Annotated in this window: 26 protein-coding genes and 1 pseudogene; 12 read left to right on the forward strand and 15 right to left on the reverse strand. The window is 68.0% G+C overall.

Annotation, left to right across the window (positions count from 1 at the left end):
- Positions 1-54: 54 nt before the first annotated feature.
- Positions 55-906, forward strand: coding sequence for an SDR family NAD(P)-dependent oxidoreductase (locus tag QGN31_RS19100; protein WP_014384066.1), 852 nt, complete (start codon positions 55-57; stop codon positions 904-906).
- A gap of 5 nt (positions 907-911) precedes the next feature.
- On the opposite strand, the gene QGN31_RS19105 is transcribed toward QGN31_RS19100, so the two are convergent.
- From QGN31_RS19105 to QGN31_RS19115, 3 genes are all read right to left on the reverse strand, one after another.
- On the reverse strand, positions 912-1,784 hold the full coding sequence (locus QGN31_RS19105; protein WP_008254666.1) for a glycine betaine ABC transporter substrate-binding protein: 873 nt from the start codon (positions 1,782-1,784) through the stop codon (positions 912-914).
- Positions 1,781-2,980: an NAD(P)-dependent malic enzyme gene (locus QGN31_RS19110; RefSeq protein WP_008254665.1), complete on the reverse strand. Its 1,200-nt coding sequence runs from the start codon at positions 2,978-2,980 to the stop codon at positions 1,781-1,783. The genes QGN31_RS19105 and QGN31_RS19110 overlap by 4 nt, the downstream gene beginning before the upstream one ends.
- A 63-nt stretch (positions 2,981-3,043) precedes the next feature.
- A complete protein-coding gene (locus QGN31_RS19115) occupies positions 3,044-4,033 on the reverse strand; it encodes a malate dehydrogenase (protein ID WP_008254662.1) in 990 nt (329 codons plus the stop codon).
- Between the two features lie 179 nt (positions 4,034-4,212).
- Between QGN31_RS19115 and corA the strand changes: the two genes are divergently transcribed.
- On the forward strand, positions 4,213-5,307 hold the full coding sequence (gene corA / locus QGN31_RS19120) for a magnesium/cobalt transporter CorA (protein WP_008254660.1): 1,095 nt from the start codon (positions 4,213-4,215) through the stop codon (positions 5,305-5,307).
- Positions 5,308-5,390: 83 nt separating this feature from the next.
- Here corA and QGN31_RS19125 read toward each other — a convergent pair whose 3' ends face one another.
- From QGN31_RS19125 to QGN31_RS19150, 6 genes are read right to left on the reverse strand one after another with little or no spacing between them, the layout of a single operon-like run.
- Positions 5,391-5,984 (reverse strand): suppressor of fused domain protein, encoded by a 594-nt coding sequence (locus QGN31_RS19125; protein WP_014941457.1) that lies wholly within the window; start codon positions 5,982-5,984, stop codon positions 5,391-5,393.
- A complete protein-coding gene (locus tag QGN31_RS19130; RefSeq protein ID WP_014941456.1) occupies positions 5,981-7,159 on the reverse strand; it encodes an ABC transporter ATP-binding protein in 1,179 nt (392 codons plus the stop codon). Before QGN31_RS19130 ends, QGN31_RS19125 begins: the two co-directional genes overlap by 4 nt.
- A 4-nt stretch (positions 7,160-7,163) precedes the next feature.
- Positions 7,164-8,003 carry a carbohydrate ABC transporter permease gene (locus QGN31_RS19135; protein WP_014941455.1) on the reverse strand — a complete coding sequence of 280 codons (840 nt, stop codon included), beginning with the start codon at positions 8,001-8,003 and terminating at the stop codon, positions 7,164-7,166.
- Complete coding sequence (locus QGN31_RS19140) at positions 7,993-8,877, reverse strand: carbohydrate ABC transporter permease (protein ID WP_043955631.1); 885 nt, start codon at positions 8,875-8,877, stop codon at positions 7,993-7,995. The genes QGN31_RS19135 and QGN31_RS19140 overlap by 11 nt, the downstream gene beginning before the upstream one ends.
- Before the next feature lie 50 nt (positions 8,878-8,927).
- Positions 8,928-10,340 (reverse strand): extracellular solute-binding protein, encoded by a 1,413-nt coding sequence (locus QGN31_RS19145; protein ID WP_014941453.1) that lies wholly within the window; start codon positions 10,338-10,340, stop codon positions 8,928-8,930.
- 23 nt (positions 10,341-10,363) lie between these two features.
- Complete coding sequence (locus QGN31_RS19150; protein WP_008254647.1) at positions 10,364-10,891, reverse strand: general stress protein; 528 nt, start codon at positions 10,889-10,891, stop codon at positions 10,364-10,366.
- A gap of 183 nt (positions 10,892-11,074) precedes the next feature.
- On the opposite strand from QGN31_RS19150, the gene QGN31_RS19155 reads away from it, so the two are divergent.
- From QGN31_RS19155 to QGN31_RS19170, 4 genes are all read left to right on the forward strand, one after another.
- The gene (locus tag QGN31_RS19155) at positions 11,075-11,653 is read left to right on the forward strand and encodes a DUF4190 domain-containing protein (RefSeq protein WP_193375538.1); all 579 of its coding nucleotides are present in this window, start codon (positions 11,075-11,077) and stop codon (positions 11,651-11,653) included.
- A 60-nt stretch (positions 11,654-11,713) separates the two neighbouring features.
- A complete protein-coding gene (locus tag QGN31_RS19160) occupies positions 11,714-13,021 on the forward strand; it encodes a magnesium transporter MgtE N-terminal domain-containing protein (protein WP_008254643.1) in 1,308 nt (435 codons plus the stop codon).
- A complete protein-coding gene (locus QGN31_RS19165; RefSeq protein WP_008254638.1) occupies positions 13,018-13,560 on the forward strand; it encodes a DUF1003 domain-containing protein in 543 nt (180 codons plus the stop codon). The genes QGN31_RS19160 and QGN31_RS19165 overlap by 4 nt, the downstream gene beginning before the upstream one ends.
- A gap of 104 nt (positions 13,561-13,664) precedes the next feature.
- Entirely contained in the window at positions 13,665-14,987 is a 1,323-nt protein-coding gene (locus QGN31_RS19170) for a lytic transglycosylase domain-containing protein (RefSeq protein WP_179960063.1), read from the forward strand.
- Here the strand turns inward: QGN31_RS19170 and QGN31_RS19175 are convergent.
- Positions 14,957-15,226, reverse strand: a pseudogene (locus QGN31_RS19175) (hypothetical protein); the annotation flags it as partial. The gene QGN31_RS19170 and the pseudogene QGN31_RS19175 overlap by 31 nt on opposite strands.
- Between QGN31_RS19175 and QGN31_RS19180 the strand changes: the two are divergent.
- On the forward strand, positions 15,225-16,379 hold the full coding sequence (locus tag QGN31_RS19180) for an Mrp/NBP35 family ATP-binding protein (RefSeq protein ID WP_008254633.1): 1,155 nt from the start codon (positions 15,225-15,227) through the stop codon (positions 16,377-16,379). The pseudogene QGN31_RS19175 and the gene QGN31_RS19180 sit on opposite strands and share 2 nt — an antisense overlap.
- Positions 16,380-16,386: 7 nt before the next feature.
- Here QGN31_RS19180 and tatB read toward each other — a convergent pair whose 3' ends face one another.
- From tatB to sigE, 4 genes are all read right to left on the reverse strand, one after another.
- Positions 16,387-16,806, reverse strand: coding sequence for a Sec-independent protein translocase protein TatB (gene tatB, locus QGN31_RS19185; RefSeq protein WP_009956299.1), 420 nt, complete (start codon positions 16,804-16,806; stop codon positions 16,387-16,389).
- A complete protein-coding gene (gene htrA / locus QGN31_RS19190; protein ID WP_014384064.1) occupies positions 16,807-18,321 on the reverse strand; it encodes a serine protease HtrA in 1,515 nt (504 codons plus the stop codon). It abuts the gene before it with no gap.
- 154 nt (positions 18,322-18,475) lie between these two features.
- Positions 18,476-18,871, reverse strand: a complete 396-nt coding sequence (rseA, locus tag QGN31_RS19195) for an anti-sigma E factor RseA (protein ID WP_020821917.1) — start codon at positions 18,869-18,871, stop codon at positions 18,476-18,478.
- Positions 18,872-19,012: 141 nt separating this feature from the next.
- On the reverse strand, positions 19,013-19,768 hold the full coding sequence (gene sigE / locus QGN31_RS19200) for an RNA polymerase sigma factor SigE (RefSeq protein ID WP_014384063.1): 756 nt from the start codon (positions 19,766-19,768) through the stop codon (positions 19,013-19,015).
- Between the two features lie 201 nt (positions 19,769-19,969).
- Between sigE and QGN31_RS19205 the strand changes: the two genes are divergently transcribed.
- The 5 genes from QGN31_RS19205 (at position 19,970) to QGN31_RS19225 (ending at position 24,626) form a co-directional block, all read left to right on the forward strand.
- Positions 19,970-20,638 carry an O-methyltransferase gene (locus QGN31_RS19205; RefSeq protein WP_009956306.1) on the forward strand — a complete coding sequence of 223 codons (669 nt, stop codon included), beginning with the start codon at positions 19,970-19,972 and terminating at the stop codon, positions 20,636-20,638.
- A gap of 72 nt (positions 20,639-20,710) precedes the next feature.
- Positions 20,711-21,349 carry a TetR/AcrR family transcriptional regulator gene (locus QGN31_RS19210; protein ID WP_009956308.1) on the forward strand — a complete coding sequence of 213 codons (639 nt, stop codon included), beginning with the start codon at positions 20,711-20,713 and terminating at the stop codon, positions 21,347-21,349.
- Complete coding sequence (locus QGN31_RS19215) at positions 21,339-22,304, forward strand: ABC transporter ATP-binding protein (protein WP_014941451.1); 966 nt, start codon at positions 21,339-21,341, stop codon at positions 22,302-22,304. The genes QGN31_RS19210 and QGN31_RS19215 overlap by 11 nt, the downstream gene beginning before the upstream one ends.
- Entirely contained in the window at positions 22,301-23,944 is a 1,644-nt protein-coding gene (locus QGN31_RS19220; RefSeq protein ID WP_014384062.1) for an ABC transporter permease, read from the forward strand. Before QGN31_RS19215 ends, QGN31_RS19220 begins: the two co-directional genes overlap by 4 nt.
- Positions 23,945-23,951: 7 nt before the next feature.
- The gene (locus QGN31_RS19225; RefSeq protein ID WP_009956312.1) at positions 23,952-24,626 is read left to right on the forward strand and encodes a methyltransferase family protein; all 675 of its coding nucleotides are present in this window, start codon (positions 23,952-23,954) and stop codon (positions 24,624-24,626) included.
- Between the two features lie 113 nt (positions 24,627-24,739).
- Here the strand turns inward: QGN31_RS19225 and glgC are convergent, their stop codons facing one another.
- Positions 24,740-25,954: a glucose-1-phosphate adenylyltransferase gene (gene glgC / locus QGN31_RS19230; protein ID WP_008254617.1), complete on the reverse strand. Its 1,215-nt coding sequence runs from the start codon at positions 25,952-25,954 to the stop codon at positions 24,740-24,742.
- Positions 25,955-26,025 lie beyond the last annotated feature (71 nt).

A 26,025-nucleotide genomic window follows, 5' to 3' on the forward strand; every position in this document is an offset into this window, starting at 1 on the left:
ATCACTGGTAACGATTAGCCTCAACGCGGTCAAGCCTGGTCGAGGGAGTGTTGCATGGATGGGTTCGCCGGCAAGGTCGCCGTGGTCACGGGCGCGGGCTCGGGCATCGGCCAGGCGCTGGCGGTCGAGCTCGGTCGCGCCGGCGCCAAGGTCGCGATCAGCGACGTGGACACCGCAGGGCTGGCGCAGACCGCAGAGCAACTGGCGGCGATCGGCGCACCGGTCAAATCCGACCAGCTCGACGTGACCGAGCGCAGCGCCTTCCTCGCTTACGCCGACGCGGTCAACGAGCACTTCGGCGCGGTCAACCAGGTCTACAACAACGCCGGCATCACGTTCATCGGATCCATCGAGGACAGCCGGTTCAAGGACATCGAGCGCGTCATCGACGTCGACTACTGGGGCGTCGTCAACGGCACCAAGGCGTTCCTTCCGCACCTGATCGCCTCCGGGGACGGACACGTCATCAACATCTCGAGCGCGCTCGGCCTGTTTTCCGCGCCCGGCCAGGCGGCGTACGTCTCGGCCAAGTTCGCCGTCCGCGGCTTCACCGAGGCGCTGCACCAGGAGATGGCGCGCGCCGGTCACCCGGTGCGGGTGACGACAGTGCATCCGGGCGGCATCAAAACCGCGTTCGCCCGCAACGCCACCGGCGTCGAGGGGCTCGACCACGCCGAGTTGGCCAACCTGTTCGAGGAACAGCAGGCCAAGACCACCCCGCAGCGTGCGGCTCAGCTCATCCTCGAAGGGGTGCGCAAGAACAAGGCCCGGGTGCTGGTTGGGCCGGACGTCAAGGCGATGGACCTGGTCGTGCGGCTGACGGGTTCGCGGCCGGAGCTGCTGCTGGGCGGGCCGGTGATGAGCCGGCTTCAGCAGGTCGTGCACCGGCTGCTGCCCAAGCGCTGATTTGTTCAGCGGCCCAGCGGGTGCTCGGCTAACCAGCCGGCCGCCACCGCCTGCGGGTCGGCGCCGGCACGCACTTGCCGGCGCATGTCGACCAGGGCCGCGGTGTCGAGCACGCCGGCCACTTCGTTGATCGCCAACACTTGCCGTTCGCTGAGCGCGTTGCGCCGATACAGCGGCACCACGTTTTCGGCCCGGATCAGCGTGGGCTTGGTGTCGGCCAGCGCGACCAGGTCGGCGGGGACACCCGGGTCGGCGGTGGTCGTCCATGCCGCGGTCAGCCGTCCGGACGCGACCGCCGCGAACATCGTTGTGCCATCCGGGAATTCACGCGGATCCGGAAGGCGGCAGGGGCCGATGGCCGACGGCGCCCGGTGGCCGGCGACGGTCCCGAGGACGAGATCGGCGCAGTGCCGCGGCAGCGTGCTCAAGTCCGCGCTGACGTCGCTGCCGCCCCATGACTTGGCGGTGGCCCGGCTCACCAACAGCACGGGTTTGTCCTCGGCGGCCGTCGTGTAGTCGCCCGCCACGATGCCCTCGGGTAGGGCGGCGATCATCGCTCGGTAGACGTCTTTGTCGGACATCGCTGTGGCGCTTGGCTGCAGGCGTTGCAACACCCGGCCGGTGAAGGCGGGAACGACGGTGATTGCGCCCGAATCCAATTCGGCCTTCGGGTCGGTGGTCGGCTGGAACCGCGCGCCGAATCCGTAGGACCGCAAGGCGGCCACGTAGATGCCGGCCAGCAGCGCCGATTCGGCATCAGACCGGGACCCGACCACGACCTCCGCGCGGGCGCGAGGATCGCCGCCGGTGTCGGTCGCGCAACCGGAAACGGCGAGTATGGCGGCGAGCAGCGGTGCCGCCAGCCTGCCGATTTTCACCCCCCGGAGACGGAAATGTCGGCGGCGATCGCCACGGCCGCGGCAACCGCCTCCCCGACGCGCAGGTCCAGCGGGCTGGGGACGATCCGGTCGGGGGCAAGGTCGTCGCTGACGACGGAGAAGATCGCCTCGGCCGCGGCGACCATCATCTTCTCGGTGATCCGGCGGGCACCCGCCTCTAGCGCGCCGCGGAACACCCCTGGGAATGCCAGCACGTTGTTGATCTGGTTCGGGAAGTCGCTGCGGCCGGTGGCCACCACCGAGGCGTACTTGGCCGCGATCTGGGGGTGGATCTCCGGATCGGGGTTGGACAGTGCGAACACGATTCCGTTGGGTGCCATCGTGGCGATCATCTCTTCGGGGACCACGCCGCCCGACAGGCCGAGGAACACGTCCGCGCCGCGGAGGGCTTCCGCCGCGCTGCCGGTCAGGCCGTCGGGATTGGTGCGCCGCGCCAGGGCCGCCTTGACGTCGTTCATGTCGTCCCGAGCGGTGTGCAGGATTCCGCGCGAGTCGAGGACGGTGATGTCCGAAACACCCATCACCATAAGGAGATTGGTGCACGCGACACCGGCGGCCCCGGCCCCGGACACCACCACCTTCAGCGAGTTCATGTCCCGGCCGAGCAGCTTGCTGGCGCCCATGAGCGCGGCCAGCACCACGATGGCCGTGCCGTGCTGGTCGTCGTGCATCACCGGGCAGTCCAGGGCCTCGATGGCCCGGCGTTCGATCTCGAAGCAGCGCGGCGCGGAGATGTCCTCGAGGTTGACGGCGCCGAACGTCGGGCGCAGGCGCACCAGGGTTTCGACGATCTCGTCGGGATCCTTGGTGTCGAGCACGATCGGGATGGCGTTCAGCCCGCCGTACGCCTGAAACAGGGCGCACTTGCCCTCCATGACCGGCAGCGACGCCGCGGGCCCGATGTCGCCCAGGCCGAGCACCGCGCTGCCGTCGCTGACGACGGCCACCAGCCGGTTCGCCCAGGTGTAGCGGGCCGCCTGAGCGTGGTCGGCGGCGATCGCGCGGCTGACCTGCGCCACGCCGGGGGTGTAGGCGATCGACAGCGCGCGCTGGGTGTCCAGCGGGGACGTCAGGCTCACCGAAAGCTTGCCGCCTACGTGTGCCTCGAAGATCTCGGCATCGGTGATCGCACCATGCTCGGCCTGCGTCTGTATCGATTCAAGCAATTCGGACACGGGGTTCAGGGTAAGGCCTACCCATTAGTAGGCCTAATTGGTGATCTGGGTCATACTCCGGCGTTAGATCAGCTTGAGCTCGGTGACCGCGGTGCGCTCCTCCACCAGCTCGGCGGTGGTCTTGTCGATGCGCCCCTGGGAGAACTCGTCGATCTCCAGGCCCTGCACGATCGACCAGTTGCCGTCCTTGGTGGTCACCGGGAACGACGACACGATGCCTTCGGGCACGCCGTAGGAGCCGTCGGAGTAGACGGCCATCGACACCCAGTCGCCCTCCGGGCTGCCGAGCAGCCAGGAGCGGGCGGCGTCGACGGTGGCCGAGGCGGCCGACGCGGCCGAGGACGCGCCGCGGGCGTCGATGATGGCCGCGCCGCGCTTGGCGACGGTCGGGATGAAGTCGTTCTCGATCCAGGCCTGGTCGTTGACCACCTCGGCGGCATTCTTGCCGCCGATCTCGGCGTGGAAGATGTCGGGGTACTGGGTCGCGGAGTGGTTGCCCCAGATCGTCATCTTCTTGATGTCGGTGACCTTGGCGCCGGTCTTTCGGGCCAGCTGCGAGATAGCCCGGTTGTGGTCCAGCCGGGTCAGCGCCGAGAACCGCTCCTTGGGGATGTCGGGGGCGTTGCTCAGCGCGATCAGCGCGTTGGTGTTCGCCGGGTTGCCGGTCACGCCGATGCGGACGTCGTCGGCGGCAACCTCGTTGAGCGCCTTGCCCTGGGCGGTGAAGATCGCGCCGTTGGCCTCCAGCAGGTCGCTGCGCTCCATGCCCGGGCCGCGCGGCCGCGCCCCGACCAGCAGGGCCAGGTTGACGCCGTCGAAGATCTTGTTCGCGTCCGCGCCGATCTCGACGCCGGACAGCAGCGGGAAGGCGCAGTCGTCGAGCTCCATCACGACGCCCTCGAGCGCCTTGAGCGCGGGCTCGATCTCCAGGAGACGCAGCTCGATCGGGCGGTCGGGGCCCAGCAGCGAGCCACTGGCCAGGCGGAACAAGAGGCTGTAGCCGATCTGGCCGGCGGCGCCGGTGACGGCGACCTTGAGAGGACTTGCGCTCACGTCGATGTACTCCTTGTGGAGAAGGTCGTGCGGATTCCGGTTTCGGCTCGAAACTAGCGCACCCTTTTTCGATCGCATTCTCCGGTCCGCTACCAGGGCTGATCGTCAGGCTTTGAACAGCCGGGACGCGTAGCATGGAGCACCGCCTGGTCGGGACCTGCGCTGCGAGGGAGGTGGATGTGTTCCAAGGATTCGACGCACTGCCCGAAGCGCTTCGGCCCCTCGCGCAGGAACCCGAACCGCAGCCGGGCGCGCGACCGGCCAAGGAGACGCTCGTCGACTGCGCCGTCTACGCCGACGGCCACCGGCTGCCCGGCAAGATCGGTTACGCCGCCTCCCTGGACAAGGTGCGCGAGATCGAAGCGCAGGGGCACGAAGGGTTCGTCTGGGTGGGCCTGCGCGAACCCAGCCAGGCCCAGATGCAGGAGGTGGCCGACGTCTTCGGCCTGCACCCGCTGGCCGTGGAAGACGCGGTGTGCGCCCATCAGCGGCCCAAGGTGGAGCGGTACGACGACACCCTGTTCCTCGTCCTCAAGACCGTCAATTACGTCCGGCACGAATCGGTTGTGCTGGCCCGTGAGATCGTCGAGACGGGCGAGATCATGGTCTTCGTCGGCCGCGACTTCGTGGTCACGGTCCGCCACGGTGAACACGGCGGACTGTCCGAGGTGCGCAAGCGGATGGACGGCGACCCCGAGCAGATGCGGCTGGGCCCCTTCGCGGTGATGCACGCGATCGCCGACCACGTGGTGGACCACTACCTCGAGGTGAGCAGTTTGATGTTGTCCGACATCGACAGCATCGAGGGTTTGGCCTTCGCGCCGGGCAGCAAGATCGACGTCGAGCCGATCTATCTGCTCAAACGCGAGGTCGTCGAGCTCCGCCGGTGCGTCAACCCGCTGTCGGCCGCGTTCCACCGGATCCAGGTGGAGAACAAGGACGTGATCTCCAAGGAGTTGCGGCGCTATCTGCGCGACGTCGCCGACCACCACTCCGAGGCCGCCGACCAGATCGCCAGCTACGACGACACCCTCAACTCGTTGATCCAGGCCGCGTTGGCTCGCGTCGGGATGCAGCAGAACAACGACATGCGCAAGATGGCGGCCTGGGCCGGCATCCTGGCGGTGCCCACCATGGTCGCCGCCATCTACGGGATGAACTTCCGTTTCATGCCCGAGCTGACTTGGACGTGGGGCTACCCGGGGGTGATGGCGGTGATGGTCGTCGTCTGCCTGGTCCTGTATTTCCAGTTCCGCAACCGCAACTGGCTCTGACGCTTCCTCGCCGAGCGTGTACTCACGGCGACGAAATCGCAGAATTCTCGCCCTGAGTGGACGTTCGACGATGCGCCGTGGCGTCAGTTTGGTTGTGCGGCGGGGCGATTCGTGTTCAGCACATCGACGCCGTCGTTATCCCACGCTTGCCGCATCGCCTCGGCGCCTTTCAACCGCACCCACGCCGCCTCGGTCGCGGTGATGGGGGTCGCCGACAGGAAGCGCACCGGGTCGCGCGGCGGTTCCAGCGGCAGATCCGCGATCTCGCTGCGGCCCAGCAACACCGCGGTGAACGGCACCTTCCGCGACGGCGACGCCCACAGCGGCGAGCCGAGGTCGATCAGCGCATCGGCACTCAGCACGGCGCCCTCGACGGCGGGAGTTGCCGCCAGTATCGCGATGCTGCGGGCGATGCCGGTGATCGGGCCGGGATCGCGCAACTGGAGGACGATTTCGGCCCGCGGGCCGCGCACCGGGTCGGCGATATCGAGGGTCGGTTCGGCCATGGGGTGGCGCGAGCAGCCCAGGGAGACGTAGTGCACCAGCCCGCTTGTCTCGCGGAATCGCAGCACTTCGATGGTTTCGGTGCCCAGGAATGTCACGCTCGCCGAATCGGGTTCGAGGTCGCCGAAGTGGGCGCGTACATGCGCACGGACCTGCTCCAACGGCTGTGTCACCGCGCGTCCGACGGCGCGATGGTCAGGTTGGCCCCGGAGTCGGCGTCGAAGACCACGAGCCGTGTCGTGTCGAACGCCAACTCGATCGACTGCCCGATGACCGCCTTGGATTCGGCGGGAACCCGTGCCACGAACTGGTTTTCGTGCGCGTCTCCCTCGGCGGCCAGATCGTCCAGTTGCGCCGAGTGCGCGGCCCATGCCGCGGTGGAGAAGTACACGTACTTGTCGGCGCCCAGCGATTCGACCAGGTCGACCTTCATCTCGAAGGTCAGCGCCCTGATGCGCTGGTAACCGTCGATCAACGCGGCGTCGGACAGATGCTCGGGCCGCACCCCCACGATGACGTTGCCCGGCGTGGGGTGCTGGGCGATCACCTCTTGGACGTCCGGTGTCAGCATCACCTCCCCGAAGGGCAGCGTCAGCCCGATCGGCGTCAACGCGGCCGGGAAGAAGTTCATCGCCGGCGAGCCGATGAAGCCCGCGACGAACAGGTTGGCCGGGTGCTCGTAAAGCTCATCGGGGGTGCCGATTTGCTGTGCGACGCCCGAATGCATCACCACCACCCGGTCGCCCAGTGTCATGGCCTCGGTCTGATCGTGGGTGACGTAAACGGTCGTCGTGCCCAGGCGCTTTTGCAGCCTGGCGATCTCGCCGCGCATCTGGACGCGCAGTTTGGCATCCAGGTTGGACAGGGGCTCGTCCATCAGAAACGCCTTGGGATGGCGCACGATCGCGCGGCCCATCGCCACCCGCTGCCGCTGTCCCCCGGACAGCTGGGAGGGCTTGCGGTCCAGAAAGTCGGTCAGGTCAAGGGTTTTGGCGGTCTCGGCGACCTTTTGCGCGATCTCGGGCTTCGGCATCTTCGCCAGCGTCAACGGGAACGCGATGTTCTGCCGCACCGTCATGTGCGGGTACAGCGCATAGGACTGGAACACCATCGCGATGTCGCGGTCTTTGGGCGCCTTCTCGTTCACCCGTTCGCCGCCGATGCGCAGCTCACCCGAGGAGATATCTTCAAGCCCGGCAATCATGTTCAGCGTCGTGGTCTTACCGCAGCCCGACGGACCGACCAGGATCAGAAATTCGCCGTCGGCGATGGTGATGTTCAGGTCGTGCACCGCCACGGCGCCGTCGGGATAACTCTTGCTGACATGGTCCAGCACAATCTCGGCCATCGCGTCATCCCTTCACGGCGCCGGAGGTCAACCCGGCGACGATTCGTCGTTGGAAGATTAGAACAAAAGCGATGATGGGAACGGTGATCACCACGGCGCCCGCCGCGATCGATCCGGTCGGCTCCTCGAACTGTGAACTGCCACTGAAGTTCACGATCGCCACCGGCGCGGTGATCGCCGCCTTGGTAGCGGTCAGGGTCAGCGCCAGCAGCAGATCGTTCCAGGCGAAGATGAACACCAGGATCGCGGCGGTCACCACGCCCGGCGCCGCCAGGGGGACGATCACCTTGCGGAACGCCTGCGCCGGGGAAGCGCCGTCCATTTTCGCCGCCTTCTCCAAATCCCAGGGGATCTCGCGGAAAAACGCCGACAACGTGTAGATCGCGAGCGGCAGCGCGAAGGTGATGTAGGGCAGGATCAGGCCCGGCCAGGTGTCGAACAGGCCGACGAAGCGTTCGATGTTGAACAACGGTGTGACCAACGAGATCGCGGGAAACATCGTGATCAGCAGGGTGGCGCCGACCAGCGCCCCCTTGCCCGGAAAATTCAGGCGCGCGATCGCGTAGCCCGCCATCGCCCCGAGAGTCACGGCGATCGCGGTGGTGATCAACCCGATCCCGACGGAGTTGATCAGCGCCGAGCTGAAGATGTCGCCGCGAAAGATGCCGCGATAGTTGTCCAGGGAGACCGACGACGGAATCAGCTTGCCGTCCTTGACCGTTGACGTCGGCTTCAGCGAGAGGCTGAAGATCCACAAAACCGGCAGCAGCGCGTACACCACGACCACCGTGTCGATGACGGCCCAGATCGCGGTGCGCCGCGCGTCCTGCCGGTTAGCGGCCATCGACGTCACCACCGGGCGCCGCCGCCCCGAAGACCTTGATGAACAGTAGGGCGATGAGGCCCACGCACACGAAGATCAGCACGCTGATCGCCGAGCCGAGTCCGACGTTGAACCCCTTGAACAGGTTGTCGTAGCCCAGGATCGACACCGAATCGGTGTTGTTGGCGCCGTTGGTCAAGACGTAGATGTTGTCGAAAATGCGGAACGCGTCCAGGGTTCGGAACAGCAGGGCGACCACCACGGCCGGCTTGATGATTGGCAGAGTGACGCCGGTCAGCCGGCGCCAGGGGCCGGCGCCGTCGACCTGGGCGGCCTTCAGCAGCTCCTCTGGCACCAGTGCCAGCCCGGCCAACAGCAGCAGCGACATGAACGGCGTCGTCTTCCAGACCTCGGCGACCACGACGATCGCCAGCGACGGGATCTGCGAAGTCAGCGGAGCGCTGCCATGCGGCAGCAGGTTGGCCAGGTAGCCCGTCCCGGGCGTCCAGGCGTAGTACCAGCTGTACGACGCGACCACGGTGACGATGCCGTACGGGATCAGGATCGCGGTGCGCACCAAGCCTTTTCCGACGAGGGTGCGGTGCATCACCAGCGCCAGTGTCAGGCCCAGGACGAATTCGAGGGTCACCGACACGACGGTGATGCCCAGCGTGACGGCCAGCGCGGTCCACCAATACCGATCGGTCAGGATCGTCACGTAATTGCCCAGCCCGATGAACGCGGTGTCGTCGGGGACGGCAAGGTTGTTGCGCTGCAGGCTCAACCACACGGCGTAACCGATCGGATAGGCCGTCACCGTCAGCATCAGAAGCGCCGCCGGGGCGACGAGCAACAAGGCCAAGCGCTGTTCGGAGAGCCGGTTTCGGGTCCGCAAACGCGGTGCGACGGAAGACGGCCGGGCGCGCGTTGCGGGGGCGGTGACCGTCACGGCAACAGCCCTTTCCCGTCGATCGCCTTCTGCACCTCGGCGCTGAGTTCGTCGGCGGTTCGCTCCGGGTCGATCTCGGTGATCGGGCTCAGCGTCGCGGCCAATCGGATGGCCACCGCCTGGTAGACCGGCGTTGCCGGACGCACCGCGGCGTCGGTGAGTTGCCGCCGGATGATCGTGTACATCGGGTACTTGGCCTGGAACTGCGGATCGGAATACAGCGACGTGCGCACCGGGGGTAGGCCGCCTGCGATCGACACGTACTTCTGATGTTGCAGGCTGCGCAGGCAGCGGATGGCCTCGAACGCCTCGGCGCGGTGGCGGGTGGTGCTGGCCACCGCCAGGTTCGCCCCGCCGATGGTCACCTTGGCCGGATGGCCCGGCGCCACACCGGGATACGGCGCGAAGCCGAAGACCTTCTGGCTGGCCTGATAGGCGATGCGGAATTGCTCGTCGCTGGGCACGAACGTCCCGACGTCGTTGATGCTGCCGGCCAGCCGCGGATCCTGGTTGAGCGGCAGAACGGGCACACCGCCTTTCACCGCGTTCTCCAGCATCGATGCCAGCGCGTACGGCCAGTTGACCGCGAGTGCGGCCCGGCCCTGTTCGACCGCCAACCGCGCGGTGCCCTCGTCGGTGCGGGTGATCGACGGATCGGCCCCGGGCGCGGTCGCCACGGATTTGAGGATCCGCAGCGCATCGACGGTGGCGGCCCGGTGCGCCGACGTGTCGGTCAACGTGACGCGGCGGCCGTCCTCCGAGAGCACCTGGCCGCCCCCACTGGCCAGCAGCGTGTTGAACCAGACCACCAGGCCTTCGCCCTCATTGGCCTGCACGGCGATCCAGCTGGGCTGCCCCGCGGCGTGCAATCTGGTGGCCTCGCGCACCATCCCATCCCAGGTTCTCGGCGGCTGACGCACCAAATCGGGTCGATACCAAAGTAATTGGGTGTTCGTCGTGACGGGGGCCGCGAACAATTTGCCTTCCCAGCGCGCCGTCGACAGCGGGCCCGGCAGGACGTCGGCCGTCGCGTCGGGTTCGGCGCGCCCCGCGGGATCGTCGGACAGCGGTAGCGCCCAGCCCGCCTCGGCGAACTCGGCCGTCCACACCACATCGAGCGACATCACGTCCAGCGTGCGGTCGCGACCGGTCAGCCGCCGCGCCAGCTGCAAACGCTGCTCGCCGGGGGCTCTGGGCAGACTGATCTGTTGAATGGCGAAGCGGCCATCGAACTGCTTCGTGCAATCCTGAGCGACCGCGGTGAACGTCGCGCCGTCGGCGGCCGTGGTGTAGAAGCTGATTACCAGCCCGTGGGTTCCCGAAGCGCACGCGGGTACCGTCGCGGCGATGGTGAGCGTCGCCAGCGCGATCGTGCCTGCCCGGCGTACGCGCCCACGACGACTCACCACCGCTCACACCTCTCGTGCGCGCCTCAAATCGCCAAGCGCGCCAACAGGTCCCGCGCCTTCTCTGCGTTTTGCGGGTCACACAGCACGTCGTAACGCCCGGCCACCAACTGCATGGTCGAACTGAAATCCCTTGTGCCACGGGCCATTGAGTACGGAACGGCCGAAGTGATCAGCCCAAAGAAGACGCCAGCGACCAGGCCCGTGATCAGCGCACCCCACGGATTGGGACTGAAGAAACCCAGCACCAAGCCGATGAACAGTCCCAGCCACGCCCCGCTCAGCACGCCTCCGCCGAGCACCTTGGGCCACGTCAACCGGCCGGTGACCCGCTCCACCTGCATCAGGTCGACCCCGACGATCGTCACCTGCTGGACCGGGAACTGCTGCTCGGACAGGTAGTCGACGGCGCGCTGCGCCTCGGCGTAGGTGGGATAGGAGCCGACCGGCCAGCCCCTGGGCGGTGTCGGCAGTCCGGGCGCGCCTCGTCCACGCCCCGTCGCGTTTCCTGGTGTCGCCCCGGGAACCTGCCCAGGCTGGTAAGGATTAGTCATCGCCGTTCATTGTCCTCCGCCTTGGGGATGGTTTCATCTCAGGCCCTCCCCAGCCTAACCACCGGCCTTCCGCCACCTGCGAAAACACGGCGCACGGGGTGGCGGGAACCCTCCCGGGCGCCCGTGGCGCGCTGACGTTTCGCACCCACGGCCACCGGCGGCGGATGGGTTAGGTTGAACACCATGACAGCTCCCGGCGGCGGCTTCGGCGAGGGCGGCCACGACGACAACACCGACTCGCCCCCCACCGGCGGCGAAGCCTCCGAGCCCGCCCCCTGGGAGTCCCCCGCCGCCGATTCGGCGCCCCCGGCGTATCCGCCGCCGGGTCCCACCGACCACCCGCCCGGGTACCCGCCGTCGTATCCCCCGCCCGTCCCCCCGCCCCCTGGGTACGAACAACCGCCCGGCTACTTCGGACCGCCCTACCCGATGGCGCCGCCGCCGTACGGCGGCCCGTCCCCCTACGGGGCGCACGGATATCCGGGCTATTACCCGCCGCCGGACTACCAGGGCGGCTATCCCACTCAAGCCGCTGTACCCGGCACCAACGCGCTGGCGATCGCGTCGCTCATCGCGTCGTTCACCGGCCTGTTGTGCGGGCTGGGCTCAATCGTCGCCATAGTGCTGGGCGCGATCGCCCTGGATCAGATCAAGCGGACCCGGCAGGAGGGCTTCGGCCTGGCGGTCGCCGGCATCGTCATCGGAATCGCCACGCTGGTGGTGATTTTGGTGGTCGTGCTCTTCACACTGCGCACGCATTAACGGCCTGACCGCCCCCGGCCGGTCTGCCATCGGGCCGGCGGCTGCCTAGGCTCTACTTCCATGGGATCGGTCAACAGGGTGTACATCGCGCGGCTCGCGCGGATGTTGGTGTTGGGTCCACTCGGGGAATCCGTCGGTCGGATCCGCGACGTGGTGATCAGCATCAGCATCGTCCGCCAGCAGCCGCGGGTCCTGGGACTGGTCGTCGACCTCGCGACCCGGCGCAGCATCTTCATCCCGATCCTGCGGGTCGCGTCCATCGAGCCCAACGCCGTGACGCTGAGCACCGGCAACGTGTCCCTACGCCACTTCGTGCAGCGACCCGGGGAGGTGCTGGCGATCGGCCAGGTGCTGGACACCCAGGTCAAGGTCAACGACCCCGAACTGCCGGAGCTTGCCGGCCTCGACGTGGTGGTCACCGACCTGGGCATCGAACAGAACCGGACGCGCGACTGGATGGTGAGCCGGGTCGCCGTGCGCACCCACCGGCGGCTCGGACGGCGCGGTCCCGTGCACGTCGTGGACTGGCAGAGCGTGCAGGGTTTGACCCCGTCGGCCCTGGCCTTGCCGGGGCAGGGAGTGGCGCAGCTGCTGGGCCAGTTCGAAGGGCGCAAGCCGGTCGATGTGGCCGACGCGATCCGCGGGCTGCCGGCCAAGCGCCGCTACGAGGTGCTCAGGGCGCTCAACGACGACCGGCTGGCCGACATCCTGCAGGAGCTGCCGGAGCAGGACCAGGCCGAGGTCCTCTCGCAGCTGGGCACCGAGCGATCGGCCGACGTGCTCGAGGAGATGGATCCCGACGACGCCGCCGACCTGCTCGGCATGCTGAACCCCACCGACGCCGAGATGCTGTTGACCCGGATGGACCCCGACGAGTCCGCCCCCGTGCGCCGGCTGCTGACGCATTCGCCGGACACCGCGGGCGGCCTGATGACCTCCAATCCGGTGGTGCTCACCCCCGACACGTCGGTCGCGGAGGCGCTGGCACGGGTCCGCGATCCGGACCTGAGCACCGCCCTGTCGTCGATGGTTTTTGTCGCGCGGCCGCCGACGGCGACGCCGACGGGCCGCTATCTGGGCTGCGTGCACTTGCAGCGGCTGCTGCGCGAGGCGCCGGCCGAGCTGGTCGGCGGGATCGTCGACAGCGAGTTGCTCACGCTGACACCGGAGACTCCGCTGGTCGCCGTGACCCGCTACCTCGCCGCGTACAACCTGGTGTGCGGTCCCGTCGTCGACGACCAGAACCACCTGTTGGGCGCGGTCACGGTGGACGACCTGCTCGATCACCTGCTGCCGCACGACTGGCGCGTGGACATGCAGGAACTCGACACCGCCGGCCGGTTCGAAGGACTGGGAGGATCCTCGTGAGCAAATCCACGGCTCCGCGAGGGCTGTACACCCCGCGGACATCGCGCAGATACTCGCCGCGGCTGGACCCCGAGACCGTCGGGCAATTCACCGAGTCCATCGCGCGGTTCTTCGGCACCGGCCGCTACCTTTTGCTGCAGACGGTCGTGGTGTTCGTGTGGATCGCGTTGAACCTGTTCGCGGTGACGGTGCGCTGGGACCCCTACCCGTTCATCCTGCTGAACCTGGCGTTCTCAACCCAGGCCGCCTACGCGGCCCCGCTGATCCTGCTGGCGCAGAACCGGCAGGAGAACCGCGACCGCGTCACGCTAGAAGAGGACCGCCGTCGCGCCGCCCAGACCAAGGCCGACACCGAGTACCTGGCCCGCGAACTGGCCGCGTTACGCCTGGCCGTCGGCGAGGTGGTGACGCGTGAATACCTGCGCCACGAGCTGGATGACCTGCGCGAAAGGCTGGCCAATCTGCAGCCCGGGACCCCGGACTCGGGGCCTCCGCGGCAGGGCGACAACTTGGAGCGCGCGGCTAAGAAATCCAGGTGAGAACCTCTTCAACCATTGCGCCACTCGTGTCACAAGAGTTATGTATGGTGATCTGGTTCACCGAGCTAACAGAAAGTACGCCCAGCTCACACTAGGACGGTCGAGTGCGCATAGGGGGAAGCCGGGGTGCGAGCCCGGCCGCCGCGACTGTGCGGCAGCAAGCACTTCGGAACACGCGCAAGCCGATATTCGGCGTCGCCATGATTACTCCATTGGTCTTCGCGGGCGCCGTCAGCGGGGCGGCTCCTGAACTTCCGGCGCACATGCCGCCGGTCCACGCCGCCGTCACTCCGGTGGCCGCGGTCTCGCCCTCCTTCCCGGACCTCTCCGGGCCCGCCGTCGTCCCAATCGACCGCAGCCCCACCGCCTTTCACGTCGCCGAGCCCGCGCTGTCCGCGCCGCCGCCGGCGATGATCGTCAATGCGCGTGGCGCACTGGGCATTCCGAGCATCGCATTGGCCGCCTACCGCAATGCGGAGCAGAAGATGGCCGTCGCCGCCCCGGGTTGCGGCGTCAGCTGGAATTTGCTGGCCGGCATCGGGCGCATCGAATCGGGCCACGCGGGCGGCGGTGCGGTGGATGCACGCGGGACCGCGATCAACCCGATCTACGGCCCGTCGCTGGACGGCACGCTGCCCGGCAACGAGGTCATCATCCAGAGCAGCGCCGGCAGTCGCGTCACCTACGCCCGCGCGATGGGACCGATGCAGTTCTTGCCGGGGACCTGGGCGCGCTACGCCTCCGACGGCAAGGGCGACGGCGTGGCCGACCCGCAGAACCTGTTCGACTCGACGCTCGCGGCCGCCCGGTACTTGTGCAGCGGCGGGCTGAACCTGCGTGATCAGTCGCAGGTGCTGGCCGCGATTCTGCGCTACAACAACTCGATGCCCTACGCGCAGAACGTGCTGGGCTGGGCGGCAGCCTACGCCACGGGCGTCGTCCCGGTCGACCTGCCGCCGATGACCGGACCGCCGCCGCCGCTGGGCGACGCGCACCTCGAGCATCCCGAGGGGCTCGGACCCAACCTGCCGATGAACATCAACGGCCTGCCGATGGACGACCCGCTGGCGCGCGTGCCGCTGATCGACCTGAGCAGCCCGGCGATGGTCAGTCCGCCGCCGATGTTCCCCTGGATGTCTCCCACGCCTCAGCAGGCGCCGACCCAACTTCCCGGGTGCACCGTGATCTGCATCGGCACCCAAAGCGCGGCGCCCGCGGGGCCCCCGCCACCGTTCGCGCCGCCTGCGCCCTTCGCGCAGCCGCCGTTCGCTCCGCCGCCCCCGGATGTCGTCACGCCCCCGGCACCGATCGCGCCGCCGGCACCCCCGGTTGCGCCGCAAGCCGCACCGTCGCCCAAGCCGGCCGCTCCCCCGGCGGCGCCGAACGCGTCAGCGCCGCTTAAGCCCACGCCGGGCCCGGCCAACTGACCCCGCGGCGATCGCAAGCGCGGCGAAGCCGGGCGCAGCGGGTCGCCGCCAACTGACACGCGGCGATCGCAAGCGCGGCGATCGCAAGCGCGGCGAAGCCGGGCGCAGCGGGTCGCCGCCAACTGACCCCGCGGCGATCGCAAGCGCGGCAAGGCCGGGCGCAGCGGGTCGCCGCCAAACGATCCTGAGCGGGTCGCCGCCCAACCGCTCCGTCGCGCACGCCTACACTCGGCGGTGATGTCCAGCCACGACTCTTCTGACGCAGCCGACCTGAGCGCGGCGATTCGCACCGCACTGGGGAAGGTGATCGACCCCGAACTGCGGCGCCCCATCACCGATCTCGGGATGGTCAAAAGCATCGACACCGAACCCGACGGCTCGGTTCACGTCGCGATCTATCTGACCACCGCCAGCTGTCCGAAGAAGAACGAGATCAGCGACCGGGTCAGCCAGGCGGTCTCCGACGTCCCGGGCACCGGCGCGGTGAAGGTCACCCTGGACGTGATGAGCGACGAACAGCGCACCGAGCTGCGCAAGCAGCTGCGCGGTGACGCCCGCGAGCCGATTATCCCGTTCGCACAACCGAATTCGCTGACGCGGGTCTATGCGGTGGCGTCCGGGAAGGGCGGGGTCGGCAAGTCCACCGTCACGGTCAACCTGGCCGCGGCGATGGCGGCCCGCGGCCTGTCCGTCGGGCTGCTGGACGCCGACATCCACGGCCATTCCATCCCCCGGATGATGGGCACCACCGACCGGCCCACCCAGGTCGAGTCGATGATCCTGCCGCCCATCGCGCACGAGGTGCGGGTCATCTCGATCGCTCAGTTCACCGAGGGCAACACTCCGGTGGTGTGGCGCGGACCGATGCTGCACCGCGCGCTACAGCAGTTCCTGGCCGACGTCTACTGGGGCGACCTGGACGTGCTGCTGCTCGATCTGCCGCCGGGGACCGGCGACATCGCCATCTCGGTGGCTCAGCTGATCCCCAACGCGGAGATTCTGGTGGTGACGACGCCACAGCTGGCGGCGGCCGAGGTCGCCGAGCGGGCCGGCAGCATCGCGCTGCAGACGCGCCAACGCCTCGCCGGCGTCGTGGAGAACATGTCCGGGCTCACGTTGCCGGACGGCTCGACGCTGAAGGTGTTCGGTGAGGGCGGCGGCGAGCAGGTGGCCGAGCGGTTGTCGCGCGCGGTCGGCGCCGATGTGCCGCTGCTGGGCCAGATCCCGCTGGATCCCGAGCTGGTGGCCGCGGGCGATTCCGGCGTTCCGCTGGTACTGAGTGCGCCGGATTCGCCGGTGGGCAAGGCGCTGCGCGGGGTGGCCGACAGTTTGTCCTCACGTCGGCGCGGGCTGGCCGGCGTATCGCTCGGGCTCGATCCCAAAGGCCGCTGAAACCGGTTCAGGTCGCGTCGGTGTCGAACGGCGTGCGGTCGCCCGTCTGCTGTTCCGCCCCAAGCGTCTGGCCGTTCGCCGGCGTGGGAGGCGCGGGTGGCGGCGTCTCCGGCGGGGCGCCGTTCACCGGCTTGTCGAAGTTTCCGGTCAGAAACGAGTCGTCGCCGTCCAGCAGGTGCTTGGTGAGCGCGGCGCGGGGGGTCATGCCGCGCAGCTTCTGCAATTCGCTGAGCGGGCCCCGCAGGTCGTCGAACTCGGGCCCGAGGTCCTCGCGCAGCTGACTGGTCACACCGCTGAGGTAATCGCGCGCCTGACGCAGCGCGTTGGCCGACCATCGGATGGCGCCGGGGAGCCGTTCGGGGCCGAGGACCACCAACCCGACCACGACGAGGACGAGCATCTCTCCCCAGCCGACGTTGGCGAACATCTAGCCGTTATCCGGGTCCGGTTTCACCGTCAGGGTGACGTGGCGGCCATCGCGGACCACCTCGATCGGGGAATCCTGGCCGATGGTCAGCTGCCGCACCGCGACCACGAACTCGTCGGCGTCGGCAACCTTGCGGTTACCCACCTTGACGACGACGTCGTTTTCCAGGACGCCGCCCTTCTGCGCCGGACTTCCCGCCTTCACGTTGGCGACCTGGGCGCCGGAGGCGATCGCGTTGCTCACCGAGCGGGTGCTGACGCCCAGCGTCGGATGCACGATCTTTCCGTCCCGGATCAAGGTCTGGGCGACTTCCTTGGCCTCGTTGATCGGGATCGCGAAGCCGAGCCCACTTGCGCTGTCCGACAACGACTTACCCGCGGTGTCGATGCCGATCACCTGGGAATCCATGTCGATCAGCGGGCCACCCGAGTTGCCGTGGTTGATCGACGCGTCGGTCTGCAGGGCGTCGATCACCGTGTCGGTGTCCGAGCCCTCCCCGGACAGCGGAACCGGCCGGTGCAGCGCGCTGATGATGCCGTGCGTCACGGTGCTGCGCAGCCCCAGCGGCGCACCCGCGGCGAGGACCTCGTCACCCACCCGCACCTTGTCGGAATCGCCCAGGCGCGCCACGCTCAGGTTGTCGACGTTGTCGACCTTGATCACCGCCAGGTCGGTCTTGGGGTCGCGCCCGACCAGGTTGGCGGGCACTTCCTTGCCGTCGTTGAACACCACGGTGGTCTTGAACTGGCTGGGGTTGTTCGCCGCTTCGGAGATGACGTGGTTGTTGGTGACGATGTAGCCACGCCCGTCGATGACGACGCCGGAGCCCTGCATGCCCTCCTGGTCACTCTTGGACTCGATGGTCACCACGGAGTTCGCGGTCGCCGACGCCACCTTGGCGAAGCGCCCGGCCGGGCCTTCCCCGTTGCCGTTGGTCGACAGCGTCACCTTGGAGGTGGTGAACGCCTCGGCGACCTCGGCCGTCTTGCGGCCCACCACCCCGCCGACGAGGCCGATGACCAACGCGATGAGCGCCAACACGAGCAGCGCGAGGTAGGACACCCGGCCGCCGAACAGCACGTCGCGCACGCCCAGTTTGCCGCCGTAGCCCAGGGCGGAGCGCGACGTCGATGGCGCGACCGCCGGCGTTCCTAGGGCCGCCGCGGCCCCCGGGTCCCGCCAGGGGTCGTCCAGCTCGTCGGGCTCCCCGCCGTTTTTCTCGGCGGCCAGCGCGCCCACGTCCACGGGGTGGCGTTGCAGCGAATCGGAGCTGCCCTCCGGCCGGTGGAACGCCTCCTCGAGGACGGGGTCGGCCGGACGATCGCTCGGCCGGAATTCGGCCTGGTCCCGGTACTTCTGCGGGCGGACGCGCTCGGCCACGAACGACCCGCGCAACCCGTCGGGACGACTGAACTCCCGACGCGATGCGGGGTCGACCGGCGGACGCGAGACGGGGCGCGGCGCCAGGCGGTTGCCGCTGTCATTGCTTCGGTCGAAGCCTTGGTCGGACGTCACGTTATCCCTTTTGGATCCTCTACTTGAGCGCGCGAGACGGGCCTTTACCGGCCGAGATACGCGGCACCGGCGTTGTCCGTGTCCACCCTAGTATCCACGGCGCGCCGTAGGGCGACATGAACGAGCGTGTGGGGCGAGTGCGCAGCGGGTCCGACTATCGGCGCTTGCGCCGCTCGCGGGCCTCGCGGTCGGCGAAGGGGTCGGAGGCCGGCGCGGTCGAGTCGTCGCGCGAGTCGTAGGGAATTTCGGCCAGCATGCCGAGCAGCGTGCTGGGGATGCGGATGGGGTGGGAGTCGCGCAGCGCCGCGCGCGTCCGACTCTGATCGTCGACCTCGGCCGCGCACTGGGGGCACATCGACAGGTGATGCGCGGCCCGCAGGTGAGCGTTCATCCGCAACTCGCCGTCGACGAACGCGGCGATTGCTTCGACGGACAGGTGCTCGGTGGAACCGAACTGGCGGGGTGCGCCCACGGGCGCGTCGCTCTGGGAGGCGAACTGGGCGGGAAGCCAGGAGAACGCGCGGCGGAACACATGTCCTCGATCGGGCATTACCAGCTCCTTGCCACTCATTCTCATTGCCGCCTCCTCTCGAATGTAGCGCGAGCCGGTGCGCAATACCGCAGCTACGGGCGCAAAGCCGCTGAATATCTACCTGATCGCTCCGCTGCCGAAACAGGCGGGCGACGCTGCCTACGCCGACTGGGCGCGCAGTTCCTGCCGACCGGAGTGGGCGGCCAGGTAGTCCCGCAAGGCTTGGCGTCCGCGGTGGATGCGGCTGCGGACGGTCCCGAGCTTCACGCCCAGGGTGGCACCGATCTCCTCGTAGGACAGGCCTTCGATGTCGCACAGGACGACGGCCGCGCGAAATTCCGGCGGCAGCGAATCGAGCGCGGCCTGCAAATCGGGCCCCAGCCGTGAATCGTGATAGATCTGCTCGGGGTTGGGCTCGTCGGCGGGCACCCGCTCGTAATCCTCGGGCAGCGCCTCCATCCGGATGCGCGCGCGTCGGCGCACCATGTCGAGGAAGAGGTTGGTGGTGATGCGGTGCAGCCACCCTTCGAACGTTCCCGGCTGATAGTTCTGCACGGACCGGAAGACCCGGATGAAGGTCTCCTGGGTGAGGTCCTCGGCGTCGTGCTGATTGCCGGAAAGCCGGTAGGCCAGCCGGTACACCCGGTCGGCGTGCTGGCGTACCAGCTCGTCCCACGACGGCATGGCCGCCTTGTCCCCGGTCGCGTCGAAAACCGCGGTCCCCTGCGGGACGTCCGAGGGCTCCACCCACTCGTCGGTGGGGCGCTCTTGCGCGTGCGACATGCTGGACGGACTGAGAAGAGTGGTGATAATCAATTCCTCCGAATCGGGTGCGCCACCCAGTGGCACTTCGTCATTGACGGCAACAGGCAGCTGCCATTCGGTATTCCCCGTCCAACGCGCTCCGCGATCCATACGGACACCGTCGCGTATCGGCGTATGTGCGGTATATGAACAATCTGAGCTGCGCCTGAGAAACCGTTTCTTGCCCTGCGTTGTGCAGGAAATATCCACCGCGCGGTGACCTTAAACGCGCCGGGCCTCTTGGGCGTGTCGCCAGCGTGCGGTTCAGGCGCGCCTGTCCGTTCGTGCGATGAATTGGAATACGCTGCGGGCATGGACGGCACCGACGCAGAAGCCCCTGGCCACACGGCGCCCAGCCGGGCCGAATCGCTGTTTGCCCACGCCGAGGGATCGATATCGGAGGACGCGCTGCTGGCCGCCGCCCGGGAGCGGGCCGTCGACATCGGGGCGGGCGCGGTGACGCCGGCCGTCGGGGCGTTGTTGAGCATGCTTACGAAGCTGAGCGGCGGCAAGGCCGTCGCCGAAGTGGGCACCGGCGCCGGCGTCAGCGGCTTGTGGTTGCTGTCGGGCATGAGCGACGACGGCGTCTTGACCACGATCGACATCGAGCCCGAATACCTGCGGCTGGCCAAGCAGGCGTTCAGCGAGGCGGGCATCGGACCGTCGCGCAGCCGGCTGATCGGCGGCCGCGCCCAAGAGGTGCTCACCCGGCTCGCCGACGAGTCCTATGACCTGGTGTTCATCGACGCCGACCCGATCGATCAGCCGGACTACGTCGTCGAGGGCGTCCGGTTGCTGCGCCCGGGCGGCGTGATCGTGGTGCACCGGGCCGCACTGGGCGGGCGGGCCGGCGATCCGACCGCCCGCGACGCCGAGGTGGTGGCGGTGCGCGAGGCGGCCCGCCTCATCGCCGAGGACGAGCGGCTCACCCCGGCGCTGGTGCCGCTCGGCGACGGCATCCTGGCCGCCGTTCGCGACTGATTCGCACTTTTACGAATTCTTGACGCGGGTCGTCCTTGACCGCGGGCTGAACGCATGTTTAGTGTACTGAACATGCGTTCAGCCGACCTGACGGCCGCCGCCCGGATCCGCGATGCGGCCATCGAGCAGTTCGGCGAGCACGGGTTCGGTGTCGGGCTTCGCGCCATCGCCGAAGCGGCGGGCGTGAGTGCCGCGCTGGTGATCCACCACTTCGGCTCCAAGGAGGGCCTGCGCAAGGCCTGCGAGGACTACATCGCCGAAAAGATCCGCAACACCAAGTCCGAGGCTATCCAGTCCAACGACCCGGCCACCTGGTTCGCCCAGTTGGCAGAGATCGAGGACTACGCACCACTGATGGCATACCTGGTGCGCAGCATGCAGACCGGCGGCGATCTAGCGAACATGATGTGGCGCAGGATGATTGACAACACGGAAGGGTACATGGAAGAGGGCGTGCGCGCAGGGACGATCAAACCCAGCCGCGATCCCCAGGCCCGGGCCAAGTATCTGGCGATCACCGGAGGCGGCGGATTCCTGCTCTACATCCAAATGCACGACACACCAACGGATCTGCGCGCGGTGCTGCGCGACTACTCGCGCGACATGATCCTGCCCGCCCTCGAGGTCTATACCGAAGGGCTGCTGACCGACCGGACCATGTACGACGCGTTCCTGGCTGCCGAAGATCAAGGAGAATTCCATGGCACCTGAAAATTCAGTCGGCTCCGCCCCTGTCGAAATCCGGGGCCTCACCAAGAGATTCGGCGCGGTGCAGGCGCTGGACGGCCTCGATCTCACTGTGCGAGAGGGGGAGGTCCACGGATTCCTCGGCCCCAACGGCGCCGGGAAGTCCACCACGATCCGCATCCTGCTGGGCCTGGTGAAGGCCGACAGCGGTAGCGTGCGGTTGCTGGGCGGTGATCCCTGGACCCAATCCGTTGCGCTGCATCGTCAAATCGCTTACGTTCCTGGTGATGTGACGCTGTGGCCGTCGCTGACAGGTGGAGAGACCATCGACCTGCTGGCCCGCATGCGCGGCGGCATCGACAAGCGGCGCCGCGCGGAGCTGATCGAGCGCTTCGATTTGGACCCGCACAAGAAGGCCCGCACGTATTCGAAGGGCAACCGCCAGAAGGTCTCCCTCATCTCGGCGTTCTCGTCCCATGCCAGGCTGTTGCTCCTGGACGAGCCCAGCAGTGGACTGGACCCGCTGATGGAGAACGTGTTTCAACAGTGCGTGGCGCAGGCCCGTGACCGGGGCACGACGGTGTTGTTGTCCAGCCACATCCTGGCCGAAACGGAAGCGTTGTGCGAACGCGTGACGATCATCCGGGCGGGCAAGACCATCGAAAGTGGTTCGCTGAGCTCCATGCGGCATCTGAGCCGCACCTCGATCAGGGCCGAAATGATCGGCGATCCGGGCGATCTCAGGCGGATCAAGGGCGTCGAGGACATCAGCGTCGAGGGTAATACGCTGCGCGCCCAGGTCGATAGCGAAAGCCTGGGTGAGCTCATCCGCGTGCTCGGTGACGCCGGCGTGAGCAGTCTCGTCAGCCAGCCGCCGACGCTCGAAGAGCTCTTCTTGCGCCACTATGACACGTCCGGAGACGCGTCCGGCGGCGACGGCCGGCACGGGCGCGATGCGCAAAAGGTGTCGTTGTCATGAGCGCGACCACACTGGACCGGCCTCACGCGTCGGCATCGCCTGCGCCCCAGCGCAGTTCGAACTTCTCCGGAACGCTTGCGATGTTGCGGCTATACCTGCGCCGGGATCGGCTCTCGTTGCCGCTGTGGGTGTTTCTGCTGTCGGTGCCGCTGGCGACGGTGTACGTCGGCAGCATCGAAAAGATCTACCCCACCGAGGCCGCCCGTGCCGGGTTCGCCGCCTCCATCATGGCCAGCCCGGCCCAGCGTGCGCTGTATGGCCAGGTCTACAGCGACAGCCTTGGCGCCGTGGGGATTTGGAAGGCCGGGATGTTCCACGTGCTGATCGCGGTGGCCGTCATCCTCACGATGATCCGGCACACCCGCGCCGACGAGGAGAACGGACGGACCGAGTTGGTGGACTCGACCGCGATCGGTCGCTACGCCAGCCTGAGCGCGGCGCTGCTGCTGTCTTTCGGGGCCTCGCTCGGCACCGGCGCGATCGGCGCGGCCGGCCTGCTGAGCACCGACGTCCCGGCGGCCGGGTCACTGGCGTTCGGTGCGGCGCTGGCCTGCTCCGGCCTGGTGTTCACCGCGGTCGCCGCGGTGACCGCGCAGTTGTCGCCCAGCGCCAGGTTCGCCCGCGGTGCCGCGTTCGCCGTCCTGGGAACCGCGTTCACGCTGCGCGCCGTCGGCGACGCCGGGTCGGGCACACTGTCGTGGCTGTCTCCGCTGGGGTGGTCGCTACTGGTCAAACCGTATGCGGGTGATCGCTGGTGGGTGCTGCTGCTGCACCTGGTCACGGCGTCCGCGTTGACCATGGTGGCGTATTGGCTGCTCGCCGGCCGTGACGTCGGCGCGGGGCTCATCGCGGAGCGGCCCGGTCCCGCGACCGCCGCGCCGGCGCTGGGCAACGCGTTCGGGCTGACGTGGCGTCTCGACCGGGCCGCGCTGCTGTTGTGGACGGTCGGACTGTGCCTATACGGGTTGCTGGTGGGCAGCGTGGTGCACGGCATCGGTGACGAGCTGGGCGACAGCGGTCCGGCCCGCGATATCGTCGCGCGGATGGGCGGCACCAGCGCCCTCGAGCAGGCCTTCATCGCCGTGGCTTTCGCCATGATGGGCATGGTGGCCGCCGCGTTCGCCGTTTCGCTCACGTTGCGGTTGCACCAGGAAGAATCCAGCCAGCGAGCCGAAACGGTGCTGGCCGGCGCGGTGTCGCGAACTCGTTGGCTCGCGAGCCATTTGGTGACCGCGTTGGGCGGATCCGCGCTCGCGATGCTGGCCTGCGGGGTAACCGCCGGAGTTGTCTACGGCATCGCGGCCGGCGATGTGGGCGGCAAACTCGCGATGGTCGTCGCAAGCGCGGCGGTCCAACTCCCGGCCGTCTGGCTGTTGTCGGCCGTGACGGTCTGCGTATTCGGCGTCGCGCCGCGGTTCACACCGGTGGCCTGGGGCGTGCTGATCGGTTTCATCGCTCTGTACCTGATCGGATCGTTGGCCCGGTTCCCGCAGTGGTTGCTCGACCTGGAACCGTTCGGGCACATCCCGAGAATTGGCGCCGATTTCACCGCCGTGCCCTTGCTATGCCTACTGGCCATCGACGTAGGGTTGGTAATTCTGGGCGCCCTGGCTTTTCGGCGCCGCGATCTACGCTGCTAGGAGCGAGATGAAAACCGGGATCCGCGTGACGACGACATCCCTCGGAGGCATTCTCTCGTGGGTGTTGATCCTGCTCTTGCCGGCGGGCACGCTGCACTACTGGCAGGCGTGGGTTTTCATCGCCGTGTTCACGGTGGCGACCATCGTGCCCACGGTCTACCTGAGCAGGGCCAACCCCGCGGCCCTGCAGCGGCGCATGCGTGCCGGCCCGCGGGCCGAACCCCGAACCTCGCAGAAGTTCATCATCACCGCCTCGTTCCTGGGTCTCTTCGCGACGATGGTGTTCAGCGCGCTCGATCATCGGTTCGGCTGGTCGTCGGTACCGGTCTGGCTGTCGCTGCTCGGCGATCTGCTGGTGGCGACCGGGCTCGGCATCGCCATGCTGGTGATCGTCCAGAACAACTATGCCGGCGCCACGGTCACGGTGGAAGCGGACCAGACCTTGGTGTCCGGTGGCCTGTATCGATTCGTGCGCCATCCGATGTACGTCGGAAACGTGATCATGATGATCGGTATCCCCCTGGCGCTCGACTCGTATTGGGGGCTGCTCTTCGTCATCCCCGGCACCATCGTGCTCGCGCTGCGCATGTTCGACGAAGAGAAGCTCCTCTTCGACGAATTGCCCGGGTACCGCGAATACGCCGAGCGCGTGCGCTACCGGTTGGTTCCCTACCTCTGGTAGCCGGCGCGCCGAGGGTATTAGCCCGGCGTCGGCGCCACCAGGCGCGACGATGTTGCGGATCAACAACTTTCGCAATGTCGGCGCCGAAGCACGGTTCGCGGTGCCTGACCGAGCTAGATCCAGACGCCCTTGCCCACCGCGACCACACCGCCGGCGCTGATCGCGAAGCGCTCGCGGTCCTTCTCCAGGTCCACCCCGACCATCTCGCCCGGCCCCACGACGACGTTCTTGTCCAGGATCGCGTGGCGCACCACCGCGCCACGGCCGACGCGAGCGCCGGGCATGATCACGCTGCCCTCCACGATCGCGCCGTCGTCGACCACGACGTTGGACGAAAGCACCGAGTTGCGCACCGAGGCCGCCGAGATGATGCTGCCGGCGCCCACCACCGACTCCTGCGCGGAACCGCCGTTGACGAACTTTGCCGGCGCCAGGTTCTCCGACTCGCCGCGGATCGGCCAACGCTTGTTGTAGAGGTTGAACACCGGATGCACCGACACCAGGTCCATGTGTGCGTCGTAGAACGCGTCGAGCGTCCCGACGTCACGCCAGTAGGCCCGGTCACGGTCGGTGGCGCCGGGCACCTCGTTGTCGCTGAAGTCGTACACCGCGGCCATCCCGTCGTCGACCAGTCGCGGGATGATGTCACCACCCATGTCGTGATCGGAATGGTCGTCGTCGGCGTCCGCGCGGATCGCGTCGATGAGCACCTTGGTGGTGAAGATGTAATTGCCCATCGACACGAACGTCGTCTCGGGGTCGTCCGGGGTGCCGGGCGGATCCAGTGGCTTCTCCACGAATTGGCGGATGCGCCCGGACTCGTCGGAGTCGATACACCCGAACGCGGTGGCCTCGCTGCGCGGCACCCGGATGCCGGCGACGGTCGCGCCCGCCCCGCTGTCGATGTGGAACCGGACCATCTGCTCGGGATCCATCCGGTACACGTGGTCGGCGCCGAAAACCACTATGTAGTCGGGGTCTTCGTCGTAGATCAGATTGAGCGACTGGTAGATCGCGTCGGCCGAACCGGTGTACCAGCGCGGACCGAGCCGTTGCTGCGCGGGCACCGGGGTGATGTACTCACCGGCCAAGCCGGACAACCGCCAGTTCTGTGATATGTGACGGTCCAGTGAATGCGACTTGTACTGCGTCAGAACGCAGATCCGCAAATAGCGGGCGTTGACGAGGTTGGATAGCACGAAGTCGATCAGCCGATAGGCGCCGCCGAAGGGAACCGCGGGCTTGGCGCGATCCGCGGTCAGCGGATACAGCCGCTTGCCCTCACCGCCGGCCAGGACGATGCCCAGCACGTGTGGTGCTTCCCTCATGGTGTCAAACCTATCGGCCGCCGCGAAACGCTGCCAGGGGGAAGGGGCTATTGCCCGCGTTCTGTGGGGCT

The organism is Mycobacterium sp. 2-64, assembly GCF_035918375.1.
GTDB lineage: Bacteria > Actinomycetota > Actinomycetes > Mycobacteriales > Mycobacteriaceae > Mycobacterium > Mycobacterium intracellulare.

Coding starts and splice junctions, on each gene's coding strand:
- QGN31_RS19100 (WP_014384066.1), top strand. CDS start 55: ATGGATGGGTTCGCCGGCAAGGTCGCCGTGGTCACGGGCGCGGGCTCG.
- QGN31_RS19130 (WP_014941456.1), bottom strand. CDS start 7,159: ATGGCCGAGATTGTGCTGGACCATGTCAGCAAGAGTTATCCCGACGGC.
- QGN31_RS19135 (WP_014941455.1), bottom strand. CDS start 8,003: ATGGCCGCTAACCGGCAGGACGCGCGGCGCACCGCGATCTGGGCCGTC.
- QGN31_RS19150 (WP_008254647.1), bottom strand. CDS start 10,891: ATGACTAATCCTTACCAGCCTGGGCAGGTTCCCGGGGCGACACCAGGA.
- QGN31_RS19155 (WP_193375538.1), top strand. CDS start 11,075: ATGACAGCTCCCGGCGGCGGCTTCGGCGAGGGCGGCCACGACGACAAC.
- QGN31_RS19160 (WP_008254643.1), top strand. CDS start 11,714: ATGGGATCGGTCAACAGGGTGTACATCGCGCGGCTCGCGCGGATGTTG.
- QGN31_RS19180 (WP_008254633.1), top strand. CDS start 15,225: ATGTCCAGCCACGACTCTTCTGACGCAGCCGACCTGAGCGCGGCGATT.
- tatB (WP_009956299.1), bottom strand. CDS start 16,806: ATGTTCGCCAACGTCGGCTGGGGAGAGATGCTCGTCCTCGTCGTGGTC.
- rseA (WP_020821917.1), bottom strand. CDS start 18,871: ATGCCCGATCGAGGACATGTGTTCCGCCGCGCGTTCTCCTGGCTTCCC.
- sigE (WP_014384063.1), bottom strand. CDS start 19,768: ATGGATCGCGGAGCGCGTTGGACGGGGAATACCGAATGGCAGCTGCCT.
- QGN31_RS19205 (WP_009956306.1), top strand. CDS start 19,970: ATGGACGGCACCGACGCAGAAGCCCCTGGCCACACGGCGCCCAGCCGG.
- QGN31_RS19210 (WP_009956308.1), top strand. CDS start 20,711: ATGCGTTCAGCCGACCTGACGGCCGCCGCCCGGATCCGCGATGCGGCC.
- QGN31_RS19215 (WP_014941451.1), top strand. CDS start 21,339: ATGGCACCTGAAAATTCAGTCGGCTCCGCCCCTGTCGAAATCCGGGGC.
- QGN31_RS19220 (WP_014384062.1), top strand. CDS start 22,301: ATGAGCGCGACCACACTGGACCGGCCTCACGCGTCGGCATCGCCTGCG.
- QGN31_RS19225 (WP_009956312.1), top strand. CDS start 23,952: ATGAAAACCGGGATCCGCGTGACGACGACATCCCTCGGAGGCATTCTC.
- glgC (WP_008254617.1), bottom strand. CDS start 25,954: ATGAGGGAAGCACCACACGTGCTGGGCATCGTCCTGGCCGGCGGTGAG.